Origin of the sequence: Rhizobium sp. ERR 1071 (assembly GCF_007828675.1) — a bacterium.
Classification (GTDB): domain Bacteria; phylum Pseudomonadota; class Alphaproteobacteria; order Rhizobiales; family Rhizobiaceae; genus Rhizobium; species Rhizobium dioscoreae.
On the sequence record NZ_VITM01000010.1, the window covers coordinates 1 to 19787 of the forward strand.

At 58.1% G+C, this 19787-nt stretch carries 18 protein-coding genes; 5 read left to right on the plus strand and 13 right to left on the minus strand.

Annotated elements, in window-relative coordinates; genetic code table 11:
* Positions 1-54 precede the first annotated feature (54 nt).
* The 9 genes from FBZ99_RS25900 to FBZ99_RS25940 all read right to left on the minus strand — a co-directional run bounded on the left by FBZ99_RS25900 (position 55) and on the right by FBZ99_RS25940 (position 9082).
* On the minus strand, positions 55-294 hold the full coding sequence (locus FBZ99_RS25900; RefSeq protein ID WP_442966514.1) for a sigma factor: 240 nt from the start codon (positions 292-294) through the stop codon (positions 55-57).
* Between the two features lie 341 nt (positions 295-635).
* Positions 636-1394 carry a TIGR04290 family methyltransferase gene (locus FBZ99_RS25905; protein WP_113388616.1) on the minus strand — a complete coding sequence of 253 codons (759 nt, stop codon included), beginning with the start codon at positions 1392-1394 and terminating at the stop codon, positions 636-638.
* A 2-nt stretch (positions 1395-1396) separates the two neighbouring features.
* Entirely contained in the window at positions 1397-2428 is a 1032-nt protein-coding gene (locus FBZ99_RS25910; protein ID WP_113388615.1) for a UDP-glucuronic acid decarboxylase family protein, read from the minus strand.
* 20 nt (positions 2429-2448) lie between these two features.
* A complete protein-coding gene (locus FBZ99_RS25915) occupies positions 2449-3552 on the minus strand; it encodes a CgeB family protein (protein WP_145635627.1) in 1104 nt (367 codons plus the stop codon).
* On the minus strand, positions 3549-4637 hold the full coding sequence (locus FBZ99_RS25920) for a CgeB family protein (RefSeq protein ID WP_113388613.1): 1089 nt from the start codon (positions 4635-4637) through the stop codon (positions 3549-3551). The genes FBZ99_RS25915 and FBZ99_RS25920 overlap by 4 nt, the downstream gene beginning before the upstream one ends.
* Positions 4634-5755, minus strand: a complete 1122-nt coding sequence (locus FBZ99_RS25925) for a CgeB family protein (RefSeq protein ID WP_145635629.1) — start codon at positions 5753-5755, stop codon at positions 4634-4636. The genes FBZ99_RS25920 and FBZ99_RS25925 overlap by 4 nt, the downstream gene beginning before the upstream one ends.
* On the minus strand, positions 5752-6828 hold the full coding sequence (locus tag FBZ99_RS25930) for a glycosyltransferase family 4 protein (RefSeq protein WP_145635827.1): 1077 nt from the start codon (positions 6826-6828) through the stop codon (positions 5752-5754). The genes FBZ99_RS25925 and FBZ99_RS25930 overlap by 4 nt, the downstream gene beginning before the upstream one ends.
* Positions 6829-6911: 83 nt before the next feature.
* On the minus strand, positions 6912-7976 hold the full coding sequence (locus FBZ99_RS25935) for an NAD-dependent epimerase/dehydratase family protein (RefSeq protein WP_145635631.1): 1065 nt from the start codon (positions 7974-7976) through the stop codon (positions 6912-6914).
* Positions 7973-9082, minus strand: a complete 1110-nt coding sequence (locus FBZ99_RS25940; RefSeq protein WP_113353054.1) for an NAD-dependent epimerase/dehydratase family protein — start codon at positions 9080-9082, stop codon at positions 7973-7975. Before FBZ99_RS25940 ends, FBZ99_RS25935 begins: the two co-directional genes overlap by 4 nt.
* A 260-nt stretch (positions 9083-9342) precedes the next feature.
* Here FBZ99_RS25940 and FBZ99_RS25945 point away from each other — a divergent pair, with 260 nt between their 5' ends.
* Positions 9343-10332, plus strand: a complete 990-nt coding sequence (locus FBZ99_RS25945) for an MDR/zinc-dependent alcohol dehydrogenase-like family protein (protein WP_113388609.1) — start codon at positions 9343-9345, stop codon at positions 10330-10332.
* Positions 10329-11375, plus strand: a complete 1047-nt coding sequence (locus tag FBZ99_RS25950) for a Gfo/Idh/MocA family protein (protein ID WP_145635633.1) — start codon at positions 10329-10331, stop codon at positions 11373-11375. The genes FBZ99_RS25945 and FBZ99_RS25950 overlap by 4 nt, the downstream gene beginning before the upstream one ends.
* 340 nt (positions 11376-11715) lie before the next feature.
* Here FBZ99_RS25950 and FBZ99_RS25955 read toward each other — a convergent pair whose 3' ends face one another.
* Entirely contained in the window at positions 11716-13359 is a 1644-nt protein-coding gene (locus FBZ99_RS25955) for a hypothetical protein (protein ID WP_246661201.1), read from the minus strand.
* Between the two features lie 248 nt (positions 13360-13607).
* Here FBZ99_RS25955 and FBZ99_RS25960 point away from each other — a divergent pair, with 248 nt between their 5' ends.
* From FBZ99_RS25960 to FBZ99_RS25970, 3 genes are read left to right on the plus strand one after another with little or no spacing between them, the layout of a single operon-like run.
* The gene (locus tag FBZ99_RS25960) at positions 13608-14711 is read left to right on the plus strand and encodes an inositol-3-phosphate synthase (RefSeq protein ID WP_113353050.1); all 1104 of its coding nucleotides are present in this window, start codon (positions 13608-13610) and stop codon (positions 14709-14711) included.
* Positions 14708-15307: a histidine phosphatase family protein gene (locus FBZ99_RS25965; protein ID WP_145635638.1), complete on the plus strand. Its 600-nt coding sequence runs from the start codon at positions 14708-14710 to the stop codon at positions 15305-15307. Before FBZ99_RS25960 ends, FBZ99_RS25965 begins: the two co-directional genes overlap by 4 nt.
* A 20-nt stretch (positions 15308-15327) precedes the next feature.
* Positions 15328-16266, plus strand: a complete 939-nt coding sequence (locus FBZ99_RS25970; RefSeq protein WP_145635641.1) for a beta-xylosidase — start codon at positions 15328-15330, stop codon at positions 16264-16266.
* A gap of 10 nt (positions 16267-16276) precedes the next feature.
* On the opposite strand, the gene FBZ99_RS25975 is transcribed toward FBZ99_RS25970, so the two are convergent.
* The 3 genes from FBZ99_RS25975 to FBZ99_RS25985 all read right to left on the minus strand — a co-directional run bounded on the left by FBZ99_RS25975 (position 16277) and on the right by FBZ99_RS25985 (position 19757).
* The gene (locus FBZ99_RS25975; protein WP_246661202.1) at positions 16277-17701 is read right to left on the minus strand and encodes a Coenzyme F420 hydrogenase/dehydrogenase, beta subunit C-terminal domain; all 1425 of its coding nucleotides are present in this window, start codon (positions 17699-17701) and stop codon (positions 16277-16279) included.
* Entirely contained in the window at positions 17679-18830 is a 1152-nt protein-coding gene (locus FBZ99_RS25980; protein WP_145635643.1) for a polysaccharide pyruvyl transferase family protein, read from the minus strand. The genes FBZ99_RS25975 and FBZ99_RS25980 overlap by 23 nt, the downstream gene beginning before the upstream one ends.
* 195 nt (positions 18831-19025) lie before the next feature.
* Positions 19026-19757, minus strand: a complete 732-nt coding sequence (locus FBZ99_RS25985) for an endonuclease/exonuclease/phosphatase family protein (protein ID WP_145635645.1) — start codon at positions 19755-19757, stop codon at positions 19026-19028.
* Between the last annotated feature and the right edge of the window lie 30 nt (positions 19758-19787).

The window sequence follows — 19787 nt, forward strand, 5'->3', positions numbered from 1 at the left end:
CCAGAACCGAAGCCGCCTGACACAATACGGTTCCAAACGTTGATCCGATGCCAATCAACGGGTTGGCGTCAACGTGCAGCGGAAATCGCGCTTACGAGTATCGGGATCGAATTGGTCGATATTGGCCAGAGCTTTCGTCAGCGTCTCTTGAACCAAGTCATCGGCATCCGTCGAATTTCGGTGGAATGTTCTGGCGAAAGCGCGCAGGGCTGGAATGAGCTCCACGACTTCAGCCTGCAAACGATTGGAACGGGACAAGTGGATCACGGTATTCTCCTTTGCCGTATCGCTCATTCAACAGCTCTGGTCTGGATGCAGACCTGACATCTTGAGCGACGCCAGTTGCATGCTCTAGTTGATTTCAAATGAAGTTTACTTCGCGTGGTGACATTCGCCGCATTAGGGAAATGACCCAGAGCAAATTCTGAGGTCCACTCAACGCTTTCACACTTCGAAGGAACGGCTCCATGCCCAGCATGTTCCATGAAATAAGGAGAATCTTTCGGATGGCTGCGCATCCTATGCGGCCCGTCTAAAGACGGCACAGGAGACCTCGGCGATGTTCGGTATCCAAATCCGTCGGGATCCGCGAGGCGAAAGCAAACGCAGAGTTCATGCCACCAGACGCCTCCCCCTTACCTACCCTCCTGCGGGCAAATTCGAGGCGGCTTTTCAACCATGAAGCGATGCGTGCTGCACCGCAGGAGATATACCTCCGGTTCCGGATTTTGCAGCATTGTAAAACCCGCGCTGCGCAGCATCGCCTCCGTCGCCGCCTTGTTCGGTATGAACCAGTTTGTCGGATCCCCAGCATAGCGATTTTCGACGAAGAACAGCTTCGGGTAATCAGGACGACTGAAAATCTCTTTGTCCTCGAAGTCGTAATCGTCCTTCAGTTCCGGTGTATCGTCCACTCCGCGCTGCATGCATTGAAACAGCATCAGATCCTTGACGACATGCTCGCGAAGAAGGTCAAGCGCCAGGAGAGGATGACGCAGATGGTAAAGGACGCCCATGAAAATAACGAGATCAAACTTCTCGCCTAGCTGCGCGACCTCATAAACGGACATTTGCCGGAAGTCGATATCAACCTCCGCCTGCTTTGCCACGAACGCGGCCTGCCGCAAATAATGCGGATCCGTATCGATCGCCACCACGCGGTCTGCATTGCGTCGTTTCATCTCAAGCGAATAAAATCCCGCGTTGCAGCCGATATCGAGAACGGTCTTGCCCGTCAAATCCGCGGGAATGACGTCCTTGAAGCGCCGCCATTTAAAGCTCGGATAATCCCCGAGAAAATGATCGGGCGCCGTTTCGATGCCCCTTATCCGCAGGTTGTGAAACCATGGCGCCAGTTCGATAATCTGGCGCCGCAACTCCTCTTGGCTCTGCATGATCACGCTCCGATTGAAAGACCGGTCGGACGCCGGATAGGCAAAGTCTTGCGACGTGCTCGTTGAATAAATTGCGGTTCGTGAAGCGCCTGCCGAAACCATGTAATGGTATAGTCCAGGCCTTCGGCGAGAGGGACCTTCGGCTCCCAGGACAAGAGCTGCTTTGCCCGAGCTATGTCAGGCCGCCGACGCTGTGGATCGTCAGTTGGCAGCGGCCGGTAGGCGATGCTCGAGTTTGTCGGCACCATCTCCAGGATCATATGCGCAAGTTCCTTGACGGTGAACTCGCCGGGATTGCCGAGATTGATGGGCAAGCCGGCGTTTGGCTGCACATTCATTGAGCGGATCAGGCCCTCGACCAGATCGGACACGTAGCAGAAGGATCTCGTCTGGCTGCCATCCCCGTAAATCGTCAGCGGCTCATGCTGTAGCGCCTGGACGATGAAGTTGGAGACGATACGCCCATCATTGGGCTGCATGCGAGGGCCATATGTATTGAAGATGCGCACGACGCGCGCGTCGACGGAGCCCGCACGCAGGCTATCGAAGCAAAGGGCCTCCGCGGCACGTTTTCCCTCGTCGTAGCATGCGCGCGGTCCGATGCAATTGACGTGACCCCAATAATCTTCCTGCTGCGGATGCTCCTCCGGATCGCCATAGACCTCGCTCGTGGAGGCCTGCAGGAAGGATGCGCCGTGACGCTCTGCCAGTTTGAGGAGATTCCCCGTTCCGGCCACGCTGGTCATCATCGTGTGGATAGGGTCGGCTTGATAGAATGGCGGAGAGGCCGGGCACGCCAGATTGTAGATTTGATGAAGCGGCTCGGCGATCTCGAGCTCTTCGCATATGTCATGCTCGATGAGTGTGAAATTAGGATGGTTTTGCAATGACTTGATATTATCGGGCGAACTTGTCAAAAAGCTGTCGACACAAATGACCCGATGGCCGCCGGCCATGAGCGCATCGCAAAGGTGAGAGCCGACAAAGCCTGCGCCTCCAGCGACGAGAATGTTCTTTTTGATTACCTGCCGCATGCAATTTCTCCTTTGGATTGCTACGCTAACGCACGTTGGCCTACTTGATTTTGCTGCGGGCCTTCCGCCAGAATGCTCGCCAACTGCCTGGCGCGAGCACGGCCGATGTGATCACCATGGACGATGCGCTGCGCGAGATCCGCCATTCCGCGCCGCTCCTCCTCCGAAAGATCGGCCAGCGCACCGACCACATCTGCCGTGTCATGCGCGATCAAGATGGAACGATCTTGTGGGAAAAGCTCATTGAGGCCGCGCCAGAAATCGCTGATGATCGGCGTGCCGCAAGCCGCCGCCTCAAACAAGCGCACGCTCGGCGACCAGCCCGCTTCGATCATGTCGGATCGGGTAATATTGAGGGTAAATCTTTGCCGGCTGTAGAAGGACGCATGATCGGCGGGCGCGAGATGTTCGATGCGAGTTACATTCTCGGGCCAGTCGATATCAGCGGGAAATTGCGGCCCGGCAACGATAAACCGCATATGCGGCAGCTGCCGTGCCGGCTCTATCAGAAGCTTCTGTAATTTTTCCTGTCTGTCGGGGCTGTAGGTGCCAAGATAGCCAAGATCCCAAAAGGTTTCCTCGCCCGTATTCCTGTAAAGCCGCTCATCGACGGAGCAATAGAGAGCCTCCGCACGCGAGACGCCGAACTCCGCCACCAGCCGGTCGAGGACGCCTCCGCCCGAAAAAGATAGATAGAGATCGAACAGCGGCATTTGACGTGCGGCGATATATTCCTGATCGCCCTGTCCGAGTTTCGCAAGCGTGACCGGTGTGTCGATATCATAGAAGCATAAGAGCCGAGGCTTCAGCGCGGCAACCATATCGATCACCGCTACGCCATCCGGCACATAGGAACCGATGATGACGGCATCGGCAGCGGTCAATCGCCGCTCAAATCGGCTCCTGAGTTCATCCATACTGTCGTAATAGGAAAGCTCACAGAAATCCGCATCGGAAAGGTCTCTATGCGTGGCATACCAGGGAACATCCCGTTCGAGGAAAAGCACATGATGCCCTTCGGCATGGAGACCTCTGATCAAGGAACGGAACGTGGTCGCATGACCGTTTCCCCAGGAGGAAGACAAGGAGAGGCCCAATATCACGATATCGAGTGCACGGCTCATTCGGCGGCCTCCTTGCTGGCGAAACGAGACCGTAAGAGTTGATCGACTTCGACGGCACGATGCCGATACGTGTGCTCGCCGAGTACCCTCGCGAGCGCTCTTTTACCCGTCTGGGCCGCACGTTCGGGGGTCAGTCCGGCCAGGATTTCACGCACATCCCGGCCATCGCGCGCGACGAACACCTCCTCGTTCGGCGTCAGAAAATGGTCAATTCCTTCCCAATAGTCTGTGATCAGGCAGGCGCCGGCCCCGGCCGCTTCGAACACGCGCGTGGCGGGTGAAAAGCCGTTCTCGGCCATGCTCTCGCGCGAGATGTTGAGCACAGCCTTCGGCGTCGCGTTAAAGGCATTATGATCGCGGGTCGGCACGTGCCCGATATAACGGACGTTGCTCGACATCGGTTTGTCGTCCCACCCCGCACCGCCCAAAAGAAAGCGCTGCGAAGGCATGGCTGCGGCCGGCTCTAGAAAAAAGGCCTCGACGCGCGCCTCTCGATCGGGCAGGCGATTGCCAAGAAAGCCAAGGGTCGCCTCGAAGCGAGGATCGTTGGTGACGGGATGATGTGTCTGCGGATCAAGCGCGTTGTAGATCGGAATGCATGCGAGCGCGCCAAGCTGCCGGTATTTTTTTATGACAGGCTCCCCGCCGCCATAGGTCAGAATCAGATCCAGGTCGGCAAGTGCCTTGCGAAGCGGATGATCCGCGGATGTCTGCATTTCGGCAAGCGTCGCCGGCGCATCCACATCCCAGAAAATTTTGAGAGCCCCCGGCCGGGCAGCCGTCATGACCTCCTGCAAAAGCAGGTCGTCCTCGAAGCCGACGCCGCTCGTCTTGATGACAACATCGGCAAGGGCCGCGTCGACCGCAACCTCCTTCAAGGCGGCAATCGTTCCATCGTAAACGACCACCTCGCACCAATCGGGCGGATCGATATCGCGATGCTCCTGGCGCTGATAGACGTCCGGCTCGTAGAAGGTGATACGATAACCTCTGGCCGCCAAGGCTTTCAGCAGACCGCGATAATAGGTGGCCGCACCGTTCCAATAGGCCGACAGAAGGCTCGAGCCATAGAAAGCGATCTTCATTCCGCAACCTCCCGCTTATTCACTGCATTGTGCCGCTCCAGAATGTTCAGGAGTTCGTCCACGCGATGGCCGCAGGTGTGCCGGGTGCGTATCCGCTCCAGGCCGGAAGCAATCAGCGCATTGGCGAGCGCCGGGTCCGAAAGGACATCACGAATGAGGCGGGTCATTTCACCGCCCGTTCTGGCGACGAGAAAATCCCTGTCGGGTCGGAAAAGCTCTTCGCAATCATCCCATGGAGCGGATATCAGCGGAATTCCGCAGGCGAGCGCCTCGAAGACACGTATCGTCGGAATGCCCGGCAGGGATTCAACATAGGGGCGCCTCGGGATATGCACGGTCACGCGGTTTTCGGCGAAGGCCCGCGGCACGTCGGCATTTGCGATCCAGCCGCCGTAATCGATACCGGCTTTGCGCAGAGCGTCGAGCGCTATCGGAGGATAGCGCACACCTCGCACCGTGGTCCTCAGTGCGTCTTTCCCGATGCGGCTGGCAGGCTCGATGAGAAAACGGCCGATCTCGGCGCTGCGTTCATCATCGCCCCAATTACCGATCCATATGAGGTCGCCTTTCTTTTCCACATCGGGCATCGGCCTGAACAACGCCTCGTCGGCGGCTTCGTGCCACGTGAAGACATAGTTCCCCCACCCTGCCTTGAGGTAGCGCTGGCGCAACGTCTCACCAAAGGCGAGAATGAGATCATAATTCTCAAGATCAAGACCTGCGATTTCACTCCGCGCGGAGACGGCGCGATGGTGCGTGTCATGGAAGATAAGTGTGAAGCGCCCCCCGATGCGCCTGGCCCTACCGAGGCGCTTGATGAGCGCGGGATCCGTCCACTCGTGGACGACGACGACGTCAGCGTCGCCGATCGCCTCCTCATGGTCGAAGGCGCTGTCGTAGGTGAGTGACGTCAGCTGCGGGAAAGTACGACGGAAAGCTTCCAGTGCCCGCGGCCCTTGATCCATGAGGAGATTGCGGCGGCTCCAGGAATCGGAAGGTTCCAGGGCGATCGCATCATGCCCGCGCTTCAGGAGCTCGCGCATGATTCCGCGCAGGAAATGCGCATTGCCATGGTTCCAATCCGAAACGAGAGAGTGCGTGTAGAATACGAATTTCATGGATGCACCGCCTCTCTCTCCTCGGCATGCTGCATGGCGCTTGCGTAAACATTCAGAAGCGACCGGCACTGATGGTCGAGCGAATAGGCCCGCGATCGTTTCTGTGCTGACATAGCCTGCTCTTTCCGCAGCCTTTCGTTCTGCGCCAGCAAATCGATCGCATCGGCAAAGCCGGCGGCGTCGTGCGGATCTGCAAAAAGTGCTGCCCCATCCCAAAGCTCGCGATAGGTCGGAATATCCGCCAAAACGAGGGCAGCTCCGGCACGGGCTCCCTCAAGCACGGCTAGCCCGAAGGGCTCGTACAAAGAGGGCGACACGACGATACCGGCCTGAGCCATGACGGCGGCAAGCTGATGATGATGCAACTCTCCTAGCTGAACGGCATGCTTGATGGAAAAATGCTGGCCGGATGGCCCATCCGCAGCCCCCGCCATAAATATCTTCGAGCGAGACAGGCGTGCGGCCTCATCCAATACCGCACCATTCTTGCCATCATCCCACCATCGGCCAACCGCCAGGGCAAAATTCTCCTTGAGGTTTGACCGAGCAGGGAGCTCGCTCGAATTATGGACGACCTCCAAATGGGAAATCGGCCCGTAACATGTTCGAAGCGCATGCGCATGGCTATGGCTCGGCGCAACGACGATATCGGCCCGGTCGAAACCTCGCCGGTTGCGCGAGAATTGCCATCTCCATGGCTCGGGCACATCGGCGCCGCGCACGGATTGAAACCATGTCACGACGCATGAATGCGAAACAGCGACCACAGGCAGATCGATGTCGAGACCGACAGCCTGCGAGGGGAGATTCAGATGAAGCAAGTCTATCGAATACCGATCAATAAGCTGCCTCAGAAGATCGGGAATAATGTCGAGCTCCTCTTCATTTCCCGCCATCCAATCCAGGGGAGCATCCAGCCAAACCAATGGCCCGACTGCGATTGCTTCCTGCTCCTGCTCGGAGGAAGGCGATGGTCCAAATCCGGCGAATACGGTGTTAATCCCGAACCAATGTAATCCCCTGGCGAGATCCATGGCGTATCGCCATACGCCGCCGACGGCATCCAGCGTCATGAGAACAGTCCGCGGCTTGCGAGCATCAAGCGCATAGACCGGCGAAGGCATCAAATTGGATTGGCGGACATCAACCTCTCCATTCATGCCGAGGCCCTCCGAGCACGATATGAATCGCCTAGGCGGTTGCTCACGAGCCAATCGCAAAGGTCACGCACGCCGTCACGCCATGATATTTCAGGCGCCCAGCCGATGGCTTCGCGCAATGCGCCGGTGTTCGTGACGAAGTAAAGCTGATCTCCAACGCGCCAGTCGGAATGCATTGTCGCGATCGGCCTGCCGATGATCCTTTCGATTTCCCTGAGCACGATGCGAATGCTCACGGCGTTATCAGGCCCTCCTCCCAGATTGAAGGCCTTGCCCTTTGCTTCATCGATCGAGCTCAGCAGGCCCCGATAGGCGCGCACGGCATCATCGACATGTAAGATATCGCGCACTTGCCGGCCGTCGCCATAAATCGAAATGGCTTCATCGTTCAGCGCGCGGATCAAGAAATGAGCGACCCAGCCTTGATCTTCGGTGCCAAACTGCCGCGGACCATAGATGCAGCTCATTCGTAAAACGGCGGTGAGCGAACCAAAGGACTTGGCGTAGTCGAGAACATATTGATCAGCGACTCCCTTGGAGCAGCCATATGGCGTGCAGAAATTCAGCCTGCGATCCTCGTCGAAGCCATGCTCGCGCAGCAATTCGTCGGCGGGTATATAGCGATCTTCCAATCCGGCCATCGCGATGTCGTGAATGTCGCCGTATACCTTGTTCGTGCTGGAAAAAATGATCGGCGCCGTGTTGCCCGCCTTGCGCACCGCTTCCAGCACATTGAGCGTTCCGCGGGCATTCGTCTCGAAATCATGCAGGGGATGGTCGAGGCTGGTTGTCACCGCCGTTTGAGCCGCCAGGTGAAAGACGGCTCGTGCCCCTATGAAATATGGAGCGATGGCATCGAAGTCGCGGATATCGGCGATTGCCGATTGAACGCGATCTCCGTGATTGTTTTTCAGCCAGCGAAGATTCTGCTCGACGCCGGGCCGGCTAAGATTGTCGAGGACGATCACATCCTCACCGTCTCTAAGATAGCTGTCGGCGAGATTGCTTCCGATGAAGCCACTGCCGCCAACGATGATGATGGGGCCTTCGGGTAATCTCATGACATGAGCCCTCGTTCCTTGAGATGCCGGGTCATCTCGGCATTCCTGTCGATAGCTTCGGTCGTCAGAACCCAGTCCGCAAAGGACTCGAGGGATCCATCGAGATGGTAACGCGGCTCGAAGCCGAGCAATTCCCTCGCTTTTGAAATATCGGCGAAGCAATGACGGATATCGCCGCTGCGGGATTTGCCAGTAATTTCGGGCGCCAATTCCGGGGTTCCCATGGCGGCGGCAAGCAGCATCGCGACCTGCGCTATGGTATAGGCTTGGCCGCTGCCGATATTGATGACGTGACCCGCCGCCGGCTTGCGCTCCAGTGCCAGCCGAAAGGCGCGCGCGACATCGCGCACATGAACAAAGTCGCGGCGCTGATTGCCGTCTTCGAAAATCATCGGCGGCTGGCCGTTGGCAAGGCGCGAAGCGAAATTTGCGAGCACGCCTGTATAGGGATTGGAAAGCGCTTGACCGGCACCAAAGACGTTGAACAAGCGCAATGCCACTGCCTCGATGCCATAGGCGCGGCCGAAGATGAGCGTCTGGCGCTCTTGCGCATATTTTGTCAGCGCATAGATCGAGACGAGATCGACGGGTTTCTCCTCATCCGTCGGCGCGGGAAGAAGCTGCTCACCATTGGGGCTCAGCGGATCCCACAGTCCCTCGGCGAGACGACCGATATCGCGCCTTATATAGCCGAGGCGATGACCTACCGGCGAGACATACATGCCCTCGCCATAGACGCTCATCGAGGATGCGACGACAATTCGTCTGATCGGAAGGCCGATCATGGCTTCCAGAAGAACGGCGGTACCGAGATCGTTGGTACCGACATAACGGGCAATCTCATACATGGACTGGCCGACACCGACCTCCGCCGCTAGGTGGATGACGGCATCAATGCCTTGCAAAGCCTCCCGGACCGCTCCCTTGTCGCGCACGTCAGCACGAACAACATCCGCCACATCCACCACTTGCTGGAAGCCGGAAGGACCATGCACCTGATCGATCAGGGCATCGAGAACGCGTACCTGATATCCATTTTCAAGCAGTTCCTCCGTGACATGCCGACCAATAAAACCGCATCCACCAGTAACTAGAACATGTGACATTGAACACCCTGGGCTGTTGAGTTGAGAGGCTTTTGATCGCCCCTAACAGTGATCCCCAAGGAATGTTCCTGACGCTATGACATCATTATCTTTGTAGACTTCTTCCATGATGCGCTTCGATTTCGCTCGTCTGGCTACATCCTTGTACCTGCCACCAAGCATCTTCATCATCTTCTGGAACAAGCCATGCGCATGCCAGTTAGGCACGCCTCTTCGATCCAATTCGACGATCGGAAGGCTAGAACCCCAGGAGAGTATGAATGAACGCGATCACATCAGTGCAGGCAGTCGATATGAAAGCGGCCGTCGTGACGGGACCCGGGCAGCTGCACGTAGAACGCTTGGCTATGCCCGAACCTGCCGCCGGTCAACTGCGTGTGAAATTGGAAGGTTGCGGAGTATGCGCCTCGAACCTGACGCCATGGTCAGGCCCGGAATGGATGCGGTTTCCGACGGAGCCCGGAGGACTGGGACATGAAGGCTGGGGGACTATCGATGCGATCGGAGATGATGTCGCCGGTTTTGCTGTTGGTGATCGCGTCGCGACTTTAAGTCAGCATGCTTATGCCACCTACGATCTCGCCGATCAGAGCGACATTGTCCGGCTACCCGCCTGGCTCGATAATCGGCCGTTTCCGGGAGAGCCGTTAGGTTGCGCCATGAATATTTTCAAGCGATGCGACGTTCAACCGCGGCAGTTCGTCGCCATCGTTGGAATTGGCTTCCTCGGCGCCTTGCTGACCCAGCTGTGCGTGGCCGCCGGCGCGCATGTCATCGCGATTTCCCGAAGGCCATTTTCTCTGGAGGTCGCCAGACGCGCGGGGGCGCTCGAAACCATAGAGATGACGGACCATTGGCAGATTATCGAGAGGGTGAAGCAAGCGACGCGAGGACAATTCTGCGATCGTGTGATCGAGGCCGTTGGCAAGCAATGGCCGCTTGACCTCGCAGCCGAACTGACGCGCGAGCGCGGACGCCTGGTCATTGCGGGCTATCATCAAGATGGCCCAAGGCAGGTCAATATGCAGTTGTGGAACTGGCGAGGGCTCGATGTCGTCAATGCTCACGAACGGGACTCGGCCGTTTATGTGCAAGGCATTCGCGATGCGATCGCGGCAATCGAAGCCGGTCGGCTCGATCCGTGGTCTTTCCTGACCCACCGTTTTCCGCTTGAGCGGCTCGATGATGCCTTGAACATGACACGGGACCGCCCCGACGGCTTCCTCAAAGCCCTGGTTATATACCGATGAGCGTTCGCGACGAACACGCTAGCCGTGGCCGTGTCAACGGCAGCCTTCGGCTTGGCTTTCTGGGTGTCGGCTGGATTGGCAGGCACCGCATGAAGGCTATCCTGGACACCGGGTTGGTCGGAAAGACGTTCATCTGCGACCCATCGGCGGAGATGTCGCGAACAGCTGCAGAACTTGCCGGGCAGGGCAAGATCGTACCTCGCTTCGATGATCTGCTCGCCGAACCGCTCGATGGGATCGTCATTGCCACCCCCAGCGCCTTGCACGCAGAGCAGACCGTTGCTGCTCTTGAACAAGGCATTGCCGTCTTTTGCCAGAAGCCGCTGGGCCGCACCCGAACCGAAGTCGAACAGGCGATTGCGGCGGCCCGGAAGGCGGACCGCTTGATGCAGGTGGACCTTTCCTACAGGCACACGAAGGCCATGAGCCTCATCCGTGACCTAGTTCGCAAAGGAGAACTCGGCCGGATCTTCGCCGTCGATATGGTCTTTCACAACGCCTATGGGCCTGACAAGCCCTGGTTCTACGACAGGCAACGCTCGGGCGGGGGCTGCGTCATGGATCTGGGGATCCATCTTGTCGACCTGGCATTATGGACACTCGACTTCCCGGCCATCGCCGGGGTTCAAAGCTGTCTTCTTCGAAAGGGGGTTCCAATCCCTCCCAACAGCAACGATGTGGAAGATTTCGCCTTCGCCACTATAACCTTGTCGAATGGCGTAACTCTCCGATTGGCCTGCTCCTGGGGCCTCAACGCTGGTTGCGATGCCGTTATCGGCGCAAGCTTCCACGGAACGCAGGGAGGGGTCGTCATGCGGAACCTCAACGGTTCTTTCTATGATTTTGCCGCGGAACGACATAGCGGAACACGCACCGATCTCCTTGTCGAGCCGCCGGATGATTGGGGCGGGCGGGCAGCGGCGGCCTGGGCAACGCGCTTGGCCAGAGACAACAGCTATGACCCAGCCTGCGAAGGCCTCATCAATTCCGCCGCGGTTATTGACGCGATATATGCCGCCGGGAGCAACGGCATCGGCGAATAGCGATTTTATGCAAGCAGCTGGAACCCGTGCCCCTCAGGCGAGTTCGATGCGATCTCAATGCATCAACTTATGGATCGCCACGATGCAATCGGGTGAAAGCCGCGGTTCAGGAGCTCCGACACAGAGCTCGGATGTTCTTTCCGAAACGACACTTCCGCGCTGGGTGGTTCGTTCCTTGGCCGACAACGGCATTACCCGCTGTCACGAGGCTGCGGGCATGACGGACGACCAATTGTTGATGCTGAGAGGTGTCGGCATTCAATCCATCAAACTCATCAGAACGGCCTTGGGATATCGACCTGACATGACTTCGGACAAATCCGAGTCCGCCGAGGAGCCATCAGCCATTGAAGATGGCGGGACGGTCCGCCAATAAGGCGCGGATGCGCCCTTCATAGCGCACCACGGCATTCGTCAGGCGTCCTCGCTCAGCAGTATCTTGGCTTTGTGCCGCCAAAGACCAAAGGCCGATCTGAAAGCTTAGATAGCATGCCTCGAATACGTCAAGCACATCCTCGCGCACATCGCGACCGGCTTCTGCCGCAACAATCTGAGCCAAATGTAGCCGCTGCGCTTTCGACAGATCGAATTCCACGCAGGCGCCCGCGACATCCCAGGCGACGTCCTGGCATCCGATGAGATCATGAGAGGCATTGTGATCCAGCGCATCGGTCTTCATCAAACGGCCGTCTTGCCGCCTCACCCATTCCCATCGGTGAAGCCGATTATCCGTATCCGTCCGCCGCAAATATTTCGTCAGACGATGCGGCCGGCCGATCAGCCGCTCGACGTGATCGGCGATTTCGCTTCCGACGGCTTCCCTGATATTGACGACGGCCATATGGCATAGATCGCACAGCGATGCTCCTCCATGTGCAGCAGGAAGGTGACCTGCCCGGAAACCAAGATACTGGCCGATCTGCTCAACCATTTCCTTTGATGCCGGCCCCGCCGTCATTGGAGAGCCCTCTACCCATGGTTCGACAATGAAGCCGTGACAGGTCCCCAATACCGATGGCGTGAAGCCGGCCTCGCTCAACACCCTGCCTCTTGCCTGCTTGGTTGCCGTATCGCAAAGCCCTGCAAATTTCACCAGATGGCGCGCCTCGCCGTTCGACAGCAGAAATTTCAGCTTCTCCTGCCGCCTGTAGCTCGGCGGCCAATTGTGCGGATCCCCATAGCGAAGCCTTCGCCACTCGCCCCCCGACAGGTCCTGCCAGGAATCTCCGCTCACGCCCAGGAGCTCGCAAGCCCACGACTTGAGGTTATGTTTCTTTTCCGGCGCATCCAGGATCAGCTCGTGAACATCGACGACATGCGGCGGCCGCTGCCTCCACCGGTGAAGATGCGTCTTGCTGACCTGCCCACCTGGGTCGCCCTTGTGACTTGGAAAAAAATGAAGGCGCTCGGCAGGGACCCCATTCGTCTCCAGCCAATCAGCTATGCAGCCGAATGAACTGCCCGACAATCCGGGGCCTTCATCGACAATGGCGAAATCCGTATCGGATCGGCTCAGAATGTAATTTTGCAAGGTTTCCCCTGGCAGCACGTGCCGGCGGAAAGGATCGCCCGTCGGCCGCAAGGAATAGGCAGGCCCAGAGCCGAGCGCGGCCGCGACAAGCGCGCCAAGGCCGACGCCGATACTGCGCACGCCGATCACCACGGTCTCGGAGGTGAGGCCTGAACGCAAGGCCGCCTCCAGAAAGCTCTCGGGATAGAGCGCATAATGGGCATAACCTTCGGGCCGTCTGATCCGGATGGGTTCCTCAAGCCCGAGGCGCTCCAGCAACGCCTTCCAATCGGCTGAATGCGCCAGAGGCCCGGTGAAATTTCCTTGCCACGACTGCAGAATCATTCCGGCTTGCAGCAACAGCAGCTCCGCACCGGCAGTCTGCGTGTCGGAAATCTCATCGCAGCCTCTTTGCTGAAATTCACGATCGGCAAGCCCCTGGACGAGTTCGCCGGCCATAATGAAGGTCTGCACCAGGAGCTCGTGCCGATGGCGATCTGGCTTCATACTTAAGCAAGTCATCATGCCATCTGCGATCCGGCGGCATATCGATGCGGCTTCCTCGACACGCTCCATATCTCCGTAGACCAGCATCGCCGCACCTCTTCAATCCGAAACATTCGAACGCGCGAAACCGGCTTGCGATCCATTGAAAGATTTTTTCGGGAACAGATGCCTCCCCTCCTTGTTCGGGGATGGCTTTGTAGATGCTGGAGAAAGACATGCGTTCCCATTCCATTCGAGTAGCTATCGTCGGTGTCGGCAATTGCGCGTCCTCGCTTGTGCAGGGGCTGACCTACTATCGCGATGCTGAAAGCAACGAGCCCGTCCCTGGCCTCATGCATGTGGACCTCGGAGGATATCATGTTCGCGACGTCGAGATTTCGGCGGCTTTCGATATCGCCGCTTCCAAGGTCGGGAAGGATGTCGCCGAGGCCATTTACGCCGAACCCAACAATACCCAGCGTTTTGCCGAGGTCGCGCCGACTGGCATCAAGGTCAATCGCGGCAAGACCCTCGATGGCCTGGGCCGATACTTGAAGGACGAGATTCCACAATCGGAAGAGCCGGTTGCCGATGTCGTCGAAATTTTGCGCCAGACGCAGACAGAAGTGCTTGTCTCCTATCTTCCGGTCGGGTCCGAGGAAGCCACGCAATGGTATGCCGAACAGGCGCTCGCCGCAGGGTGCGCCTTCGTCAACTGCATCCCCGTTTTCATCGCCTCGAAGCCTGAATGGCAGCGCCGTTTTGCCGAGAGCCGCCTGCCCCTCATCGGGGACGATATAAAAAGCCAGGTGGGCGCGACGATCGTCCACCGTATGCTCGTCAACCTTTTCCGCGAGCGCGGCGTAAGGGTCGATCGCACCTATCAGCTAAATTTCGGCGGCAATACGGACTTCCTCAACATGTTGGAACGCGAGCGGCTTGAATCGAAGAAGATCTCAAAGACGCAGTCGGTGACGAGCCAGCTCGATGTACCGCTCGCCCCGACGGACATCCATGTCGGACCGAGCGATCATGTTCCATGGCTCGCGGACCGCAAATGGGCTTATATCAGGCTGGAGGGTACGACGTTCGGCGGCGTGCCGCTCAATGCGGAACTGAAGCTGGAAGTGTGGGATTCGCCCAATTCGGCCGGTGTGGTCATCGACGCGATACGCTGCGCCAAACTGGCGCTCGATCGCGGCATCGGCGGACCTCTGGTCGGTCCATCGAGCTACTTCATGAAATCACCGCCGCGCCAATTCACCGATCAGGAAGCCCGCAGGCGTACGCAAGCTTTCATCGAGGACCAGGAGGATGCCTTGCCCGGAGCGGCGGAATGACGACGACCTTCTTCCTTGTTCGTCACGCAGCCCACGACAATCTCGGCGCTTTTCTTGCAGGTCGCACACATGGGATCGTTCTCGGCGATGCGGGCTTGTCGCAGGCGAATCGCCTTGGACCGCGCATGGCGCGCTACCATCTGGATGCGGTTTACAGCAGCCCGCGCGAACGCACCCGGCAGACGGCCGAAGCAATCGTCTCCGCATGCGGGCTGGGTTCCCCGCGGATCGAAGAGGCACTGGATGAAGTCGATTTCGGCGATTGGAGCGGCAAGACCTTTTCGACGCTCGAACAAGACGCCCAATGGCGACGTTGGAACACCATGCGCAGCCTTGTACGGGCGCCGAACGGCGAAACCATGCTCGACGTTCAGAGCCGCGTTTGGAAATTGATTGCAGATCTCGCGAGCAAAGCCGACGGCAAGAGGCTGGCGCTCGTATCCCACGGCGATGTCATCAAAGCGGCGGTCAGCCATGTTCTCGGTCTGCCGATCGACGCTTGGCTGAGGTTCGACGTGGAACCAGCATCCGTGACCCACTTGGTCGTCGGAGATTGGGGAGCGAAAATCATCACCCTCAATGAAATGAATCCATGAGCTTGTCGCGGGAGATCAGCATGATCAAAGCAGCTATGATTTGGAACGAGCCAAACAACAAGTCGCACTGGGATCCGGAGATAGATCCCGACTGGAGCCGGTTTGCCGAAATGGCGATACTGGCCGCCGACGCGATCGCGCTTGCGAATCCCGACTTGGTCAAGGTGCTGGGTGGCATCTCTCCGATTGATCCCGCCTTCATGGATCGGATGAAAAATTATGGGGTCCTGGATCATCTCGACGCCGTCGCGGTTCACGGCTTTCCGCTGGACTGGAATCTATGGCAAATCGACGAATGGCCGCGGAGAATCGCCGAAATCGCTGATGTCACCGATCTTCCCGTCTGGGTCAGCGAGGTCGGCGTATCGAGTTTTGGCGCTGAATACGTGCAGCTTTGGGGCTTGAACCGCACGATCGAGCTGCTCAAGGGGAAGGTGCCGCAATTCCAGTGGTACAGTCTCTTCGACCTTCCGAGGTCATGGGAAGCGACCACGCGCCATAAGGAAGCCGAGGGTTCCTCTTATTATCGGCACTACTACATGGGTCTTCTGCGGGAGGACGGTACGCCGAAGCCGGCCCTTGACGCCTTCGCCCGGCATGCACCGGAACTCGGCCTGGTTCAATGGTTTCATTTCGAAGATCCGCGACTTGACGAGGCGGTCGCCTGGATGAAGCGGCTCGGGGTGAAATCGATCAGGACAGGCCTTTCCTGGGCGGATCGTTTCCGTCCCAATGCGCTGGACTGGTTCGATCGGCAAATGCGCAGCCTTGAGGACTTCGATGTCACGGTCACCTTCTGCTTCACGCCGGAACATCGCGGCATCGCCCCTCATCATACGAGTGCACCGCTGATGCCGGAAGAATTTGCCGAATTCTGCCGCGAAATGGTCGAACGCTATGCCCCGCATCGGACCGCTGATCGCTTCGATCGGCCGTCTTCCGCCATGACGGCTTTCTAATCATCCGTCCTCACAGTTTCCTGTCCGGACAGAAGCGATCGAGCAGCCGACCCATGGGTCCACGCGAATAGGCCAGCGCATGATAGCAGCTCAGCATCAGGCGAGCCCAACCCAGATAGAGACCTGGCCAATGCATTTCACGGGCGAGCCAAAAGACCCGATGGCTCCAAAAACTGATGGCCAGGCGCATGCCGTATATCATCTTGCGCCGGGCACCCAACCCGTGTCTCACCGCAGCGACGCGCTTGCCGGGGCGAATGCCAAATCGCGGCAGACTCATGCGGAAGGCCAAACCTTCCCGTCTTTGCCGAAAGCCTGCGGCTTGGGTACTGACAACGAAGGCTTCGTCGGCCGGCGAGAGGCAAATGCGTCCGGATTCCATCCCCGCACCAATGAGCTCGAGAAGCGCCCGCGATCGCACGATCACGACATTGGTTCCCCGCCAGTCTGATGAATAAGGTTCCTGCCAGGCGTCGCCGAACGAAATATCCGCTGTCTCCGCAACCACGTCGTCACAATAGTTGCAGGCGGAATTCTGGAAAAAGCCGGCGCCCCAATCGCCGTCCACAAGGTTCCACCAGTCGCGAGCCCGAAGCTCGCCATTTCGCAGCCCCAGGCTCGCGCGATACCAGCTGGCCGGGCGATCCGGAGATTTTGACCGGTAGTCGATCCGCTCGACATCCTGAATCCGCTGCCCCATCTGCCAGCTGAAGCTCTCGGTCATGCGAGCGCTTTTCATATGCCCGCAAACGAGCCCGAGCGTGAAGGCAATGCGCTCTTTCAGGATCGGATCGGCGCTGCTCAACAATCTCAATGCCTTTATGAAGCAGGGAATGCCGACCACGGCATATCGACCGGGTGTCCTCCTGATCTCCTCGATCACCCCCGACATTTCGACCGGATAGTAGCGCGACTTGGCGCCTGTCTGCAGTGCTCGCGGATCACGTGAAATCGTATAGGAAAACAAGCGCTCGTCGCTGCTTGCCGACCCGCTTCTTTCGACAACATGCGCGACAGCATCGAGAAGTCCCTTGCGAAGAAGCTCGGTTGCGACCCATGTGACCATACCTCCCGAGCTGCCGCCGGCGCGAAAGGCGCCTTCCGCGACATGTCCGACGAATGTCGCTTCCAATCGGCCGAGCTGGGGGTCGGTTTTGACGGCATTCGGGAAGAGCTCTTCGGCGAGCACATCTTCGTTCTTGCCGTCTGGAGAAAATGGGCATATCCGCGAAAAATCCGCAGTTCGATCTCTCATCCATCCGCTACCCGCACGCGGCTTCCATTGTCCGAAGCGATCGAAACCCATATGGACGTCATTCTCTTGCGCACGCGCCACACAGGCACCGCATCCGATACAGAGCCCGGAACGAATGACATCAGCCGGGCTCACCCGGCCGGTATTTCCCAAGGGATCAGAATGCCTGCTCGATGACATGATTGAGAAAGGTGCTGGAGTTATGACGAAGACTTTCGATATGCCGGGCGACATCCGGCCCTGGCGCTTCCGTCAAGGCCAGATGCAATCGAGATGCGTGGCTGAATTCAGATATGACACTTCCCTCAATGCCGACCATTGCCGTCAGATCGCGAAGCTTGTTCGATCGATAATCGGAGAGAACGCAGGCCAAGGGCTTTTCATTGACGAGAGCAAAAACGCAGCCATGGAAGAAATTCGTCACCACCGCATTGGCGCCGCCGATCAAGCGGGCGAATTCTTCCGGTCCCGCGTCGATGCGGTGTTCATGAGCCCAATTGTTCCTGTATCCGATGCTGACCAGCCGGATATTATGCGCATCCGCCCAATTTCGAACCATTCGCTGAAACCAGGCCGGAAAGCTGTGCCCGTAAACAGCCGCGTAAGGGTGTAACGGCTGTTCTTTACCAGCATCGAAGATCGCTTGCGGGAACTGAAGGCACGGATCGAGCACCAATTCGGCCTCCATCCCTAAGGTCTCACCAAGAAGGCGCTTCGAATTCAAGTCGCGCACTGAAATCCATGAAAAGTGACGCAGTTTCTCGGCCCAGTGGCCGTTCAGCCGCCGCGCTGAATTGAAATTTCCAAAGCTGGCGGCGTAGGAGGAAAGGAGAGGCTTCCGCAAGCCTTCGCCAAAGAAGAGGCCGCTGCCGCCGTACCAGGGATGATGCAAATTCCAGACCTCGTCGCTGCCGACAATGACGAGCGGCAGATCTTCGATAGCCGATGGATCCTCTAGCGCGAACGGTGCGGATAGTGGCAGCCGGGAAACTGCGTCGAGGGATTTGCGGATCTTTATACGGTAAAGCGGATAATCTTCCCTGGCGGTCGCAACAGGTAGCTGTGGCCGAAACGCGCAACGCCATTCGGCCATATCCACGCGTCTCGATCTGTGGTTCAGCAGCAACGCATCGACGTTCATCGATCGCAATCCTTCGATGAGGCAGCGTGCCTGCCAATAGGAGCCGTAGTTGATGCAGCCATGAAATGTCAGCACGCCCGCGCGGCGCCCGCCGCTGCCGGCGACTAAGCTATTCGCGTCGACACTGCGCGCACGTCCATAACTGGCAAGGCCGATCCCATCCGACATCTGATCTCCCCTTTGCCTGCAAACGGCCATGATCGCGGCTCGTCTCGAGCGCACGTTGCCTGCAGCGACAGGCTTACACGTCTGCTTCGCCTTCGAACCCCGCGGGTGATTGAATGTTCCCCGTCGGCGCCGACGTGTCTGTCAGGATTTGCCAAGCTTATTCGCGCGGGATGATCCAGTCATCAGGTGTAATCGCTAGCTCGCGAGGATCAGATCGGCGATGAGCGGAAGATGATCGGAAGCAACCTTCGTCAGTTTGTTTTGTAGAACAGCAGAACCCATGACATGAATGCCCTCGCTGACAAATATATGATCGAGGCGCATCAGAGGGTATCTGGAGGGGAAGGTCGGACGCGCCGGGTCTTTTCCCTGAAGCTGGACATCTTTAAAGAGCCGACCGATCAGCCGATAGGTAGCGGATGCGGGAACGGCGTTCAAATCGCCGCATAGGATCGTAGCACCCGGCTGCACGGAACCATGCAGCCATGGGGGACCCAGCAATGTCGTCATTTGCTGGATACGGTCCCGCCCACGAAGTCCGAGGTGTGTATTCACGACGTTTAATATGACATCGCCGATGACAATCTCGACTGCAAGAGCGCCGCGAGGCTCGCCTCTTGACGGCAACGGACCAGCCTTGACCGCCCTTGTCGGCCAGTTGGTTATGATCGCATCTCCATATTGCTCCTCCGCGAATGTCAGCGTCGCATTGAAATGAGCTTCCATCTTCAAAAGCGACGCGATCATGCTTGCTTGGTCGATACGCCCTGTCCGCAAACGACGAACGTCGATTTCCTGCAGCGCCACGATATCAGCCTGTGTTTGGGCGATAACGGATGCGATCCGAGTCGGGTCGACCTTGCGATCGGTGCCAATGCAGCTGTGCACATTATAGGTGAGTATTCTAATTCGCTTCTCGTTGGTCATATGTGGGGAACACCGAAGCCGCCCAGTCGT

Excerpts from the sequence above, each read along its gene's own strand:
- FBZ99_RS25900 (WP_442966514.1), bottom strand. The coding sequence starts at position 294 with ATGAGCGATACGGCAAAGGAGAATACCGTGATCCACTTGTCCCGTTCC.
- FBZ99_RS25980 (WP_145635643.1), bottom strand. The coding sequence starts at position 18,830 with ATGTCGGATGGGATCGGCCTTGCCAGTTATGGACGTGCGCGCAGTGTC.
- FBZ99_RS25910 (WP_113388615.1), bottom strand. The coding sequence starts at position 2,428 with ATGCGGCAGGTAATCAAAAAGAACATTCTCGTCGCTGGAGGCGCAGGC.
- FBZ99_RS25960 (WP_113353050.1), top strand. The coding sequence starts at position 13,608 with ATGCGTTCCCATTCCATTCGAGTAGCTATCGTCGGTGTCGGCAATTGC.
- FBZ99_RS25970 (WP_145635641.1), top strand. The coding sequence starts at position 15,328 with ATGATCAAAGCAGCTATGATTTGGAACGAGCCAAACAACAAGTCGCAC.
- FBZ99_RS25915 (WP_145635627.1), bottom strand. The coding sequence starts at position 3,552 with ATGAGCCGTGCACTCGATATCGTGATATTGGGCCTCTCCTTGTCTTCC.
- FBZ99_RS25905 (WP_113388616.1), bottom strand. The coding sequence starts at position 1,394 with ATGCAGAGCCAAGAGGAGTTGCGGCGCCAGATTATCGAACTGGCGCCA.
- FBZ99_RS25950 (WP_145635633.1), top strand. The coding sequence starts at position 10,329 with ATGAGCGTTCGCGACGAACACGCTAGCCGTGGCCGTGTCAACGGCAGC.
- FBZ99_RS25940 (WP_113353054.1), bottom strand. The coding sequence starts at position 9,082 with ATGTCACATGTTCTAGTTACTGGTGGATGCGGTTTTATTGGTCGGCAT.
- FBZ99_RS25920 (WP_113388613.1), bottom strand. The coding sequence starts at position 4,637 with ATGAAGATCGCTTTCTATGGCTCGAGCCTTCTGTCGGCCTATTGGAAC.
- FBZ99_RS25945 (WP_113388609.1), top strand. The coding sequence starts at position 9,343 with ATGAACGCGATCACATCAGTGCAGGCAGTCGATATGAAAGCGGCCGTC.
- FBZ99_RS25935 (WP_145635631.1), bottom strand. The coding sequence starts at position 7,976 with ATGAGATTACCCGAAGGCCCCATCATCATCGTTGGCGGCAGTGGCTTC.
- FBZ99_RS25975 (WP_246661202.1), bottom strand. The coding sequence starts at position 17,701 with ATGTCATCGAGCAGGCATTCTGATCCCTTGGGAAATACCGGCCGGGTG.
- FBZ99_RS25930 (WP_145635827.1), bottom strand. The coding sequence starts at position 6,828 with ATGACGCTGGATGCCGTCGGCGGCGTATGGCGATACGCCATGGATCTC.
- FBZ99_RS25965 (WP_145635638.1), top strand. The coding sequence starts at position 14,708 with ATGACGACGACCTTCTTCCTTGTTCGTCACGCAGCCCACGACAATCTC.
- FBZ99_RS25925 (WP_145635629.1), bottom strand. The coding sequence starts at position 5,755 with ATGAAATTCGTATTCTACACGCACTCTCTCGTTTCGGATTGGAACCAT.
- FBZ99_RS25985 (WP_145635645.1), bottom strand. The coding sequence starts at position 19,757 with ATGACCAACGAGAAGCGAATTAGAATACTCACCTATAATGTGCACAGC.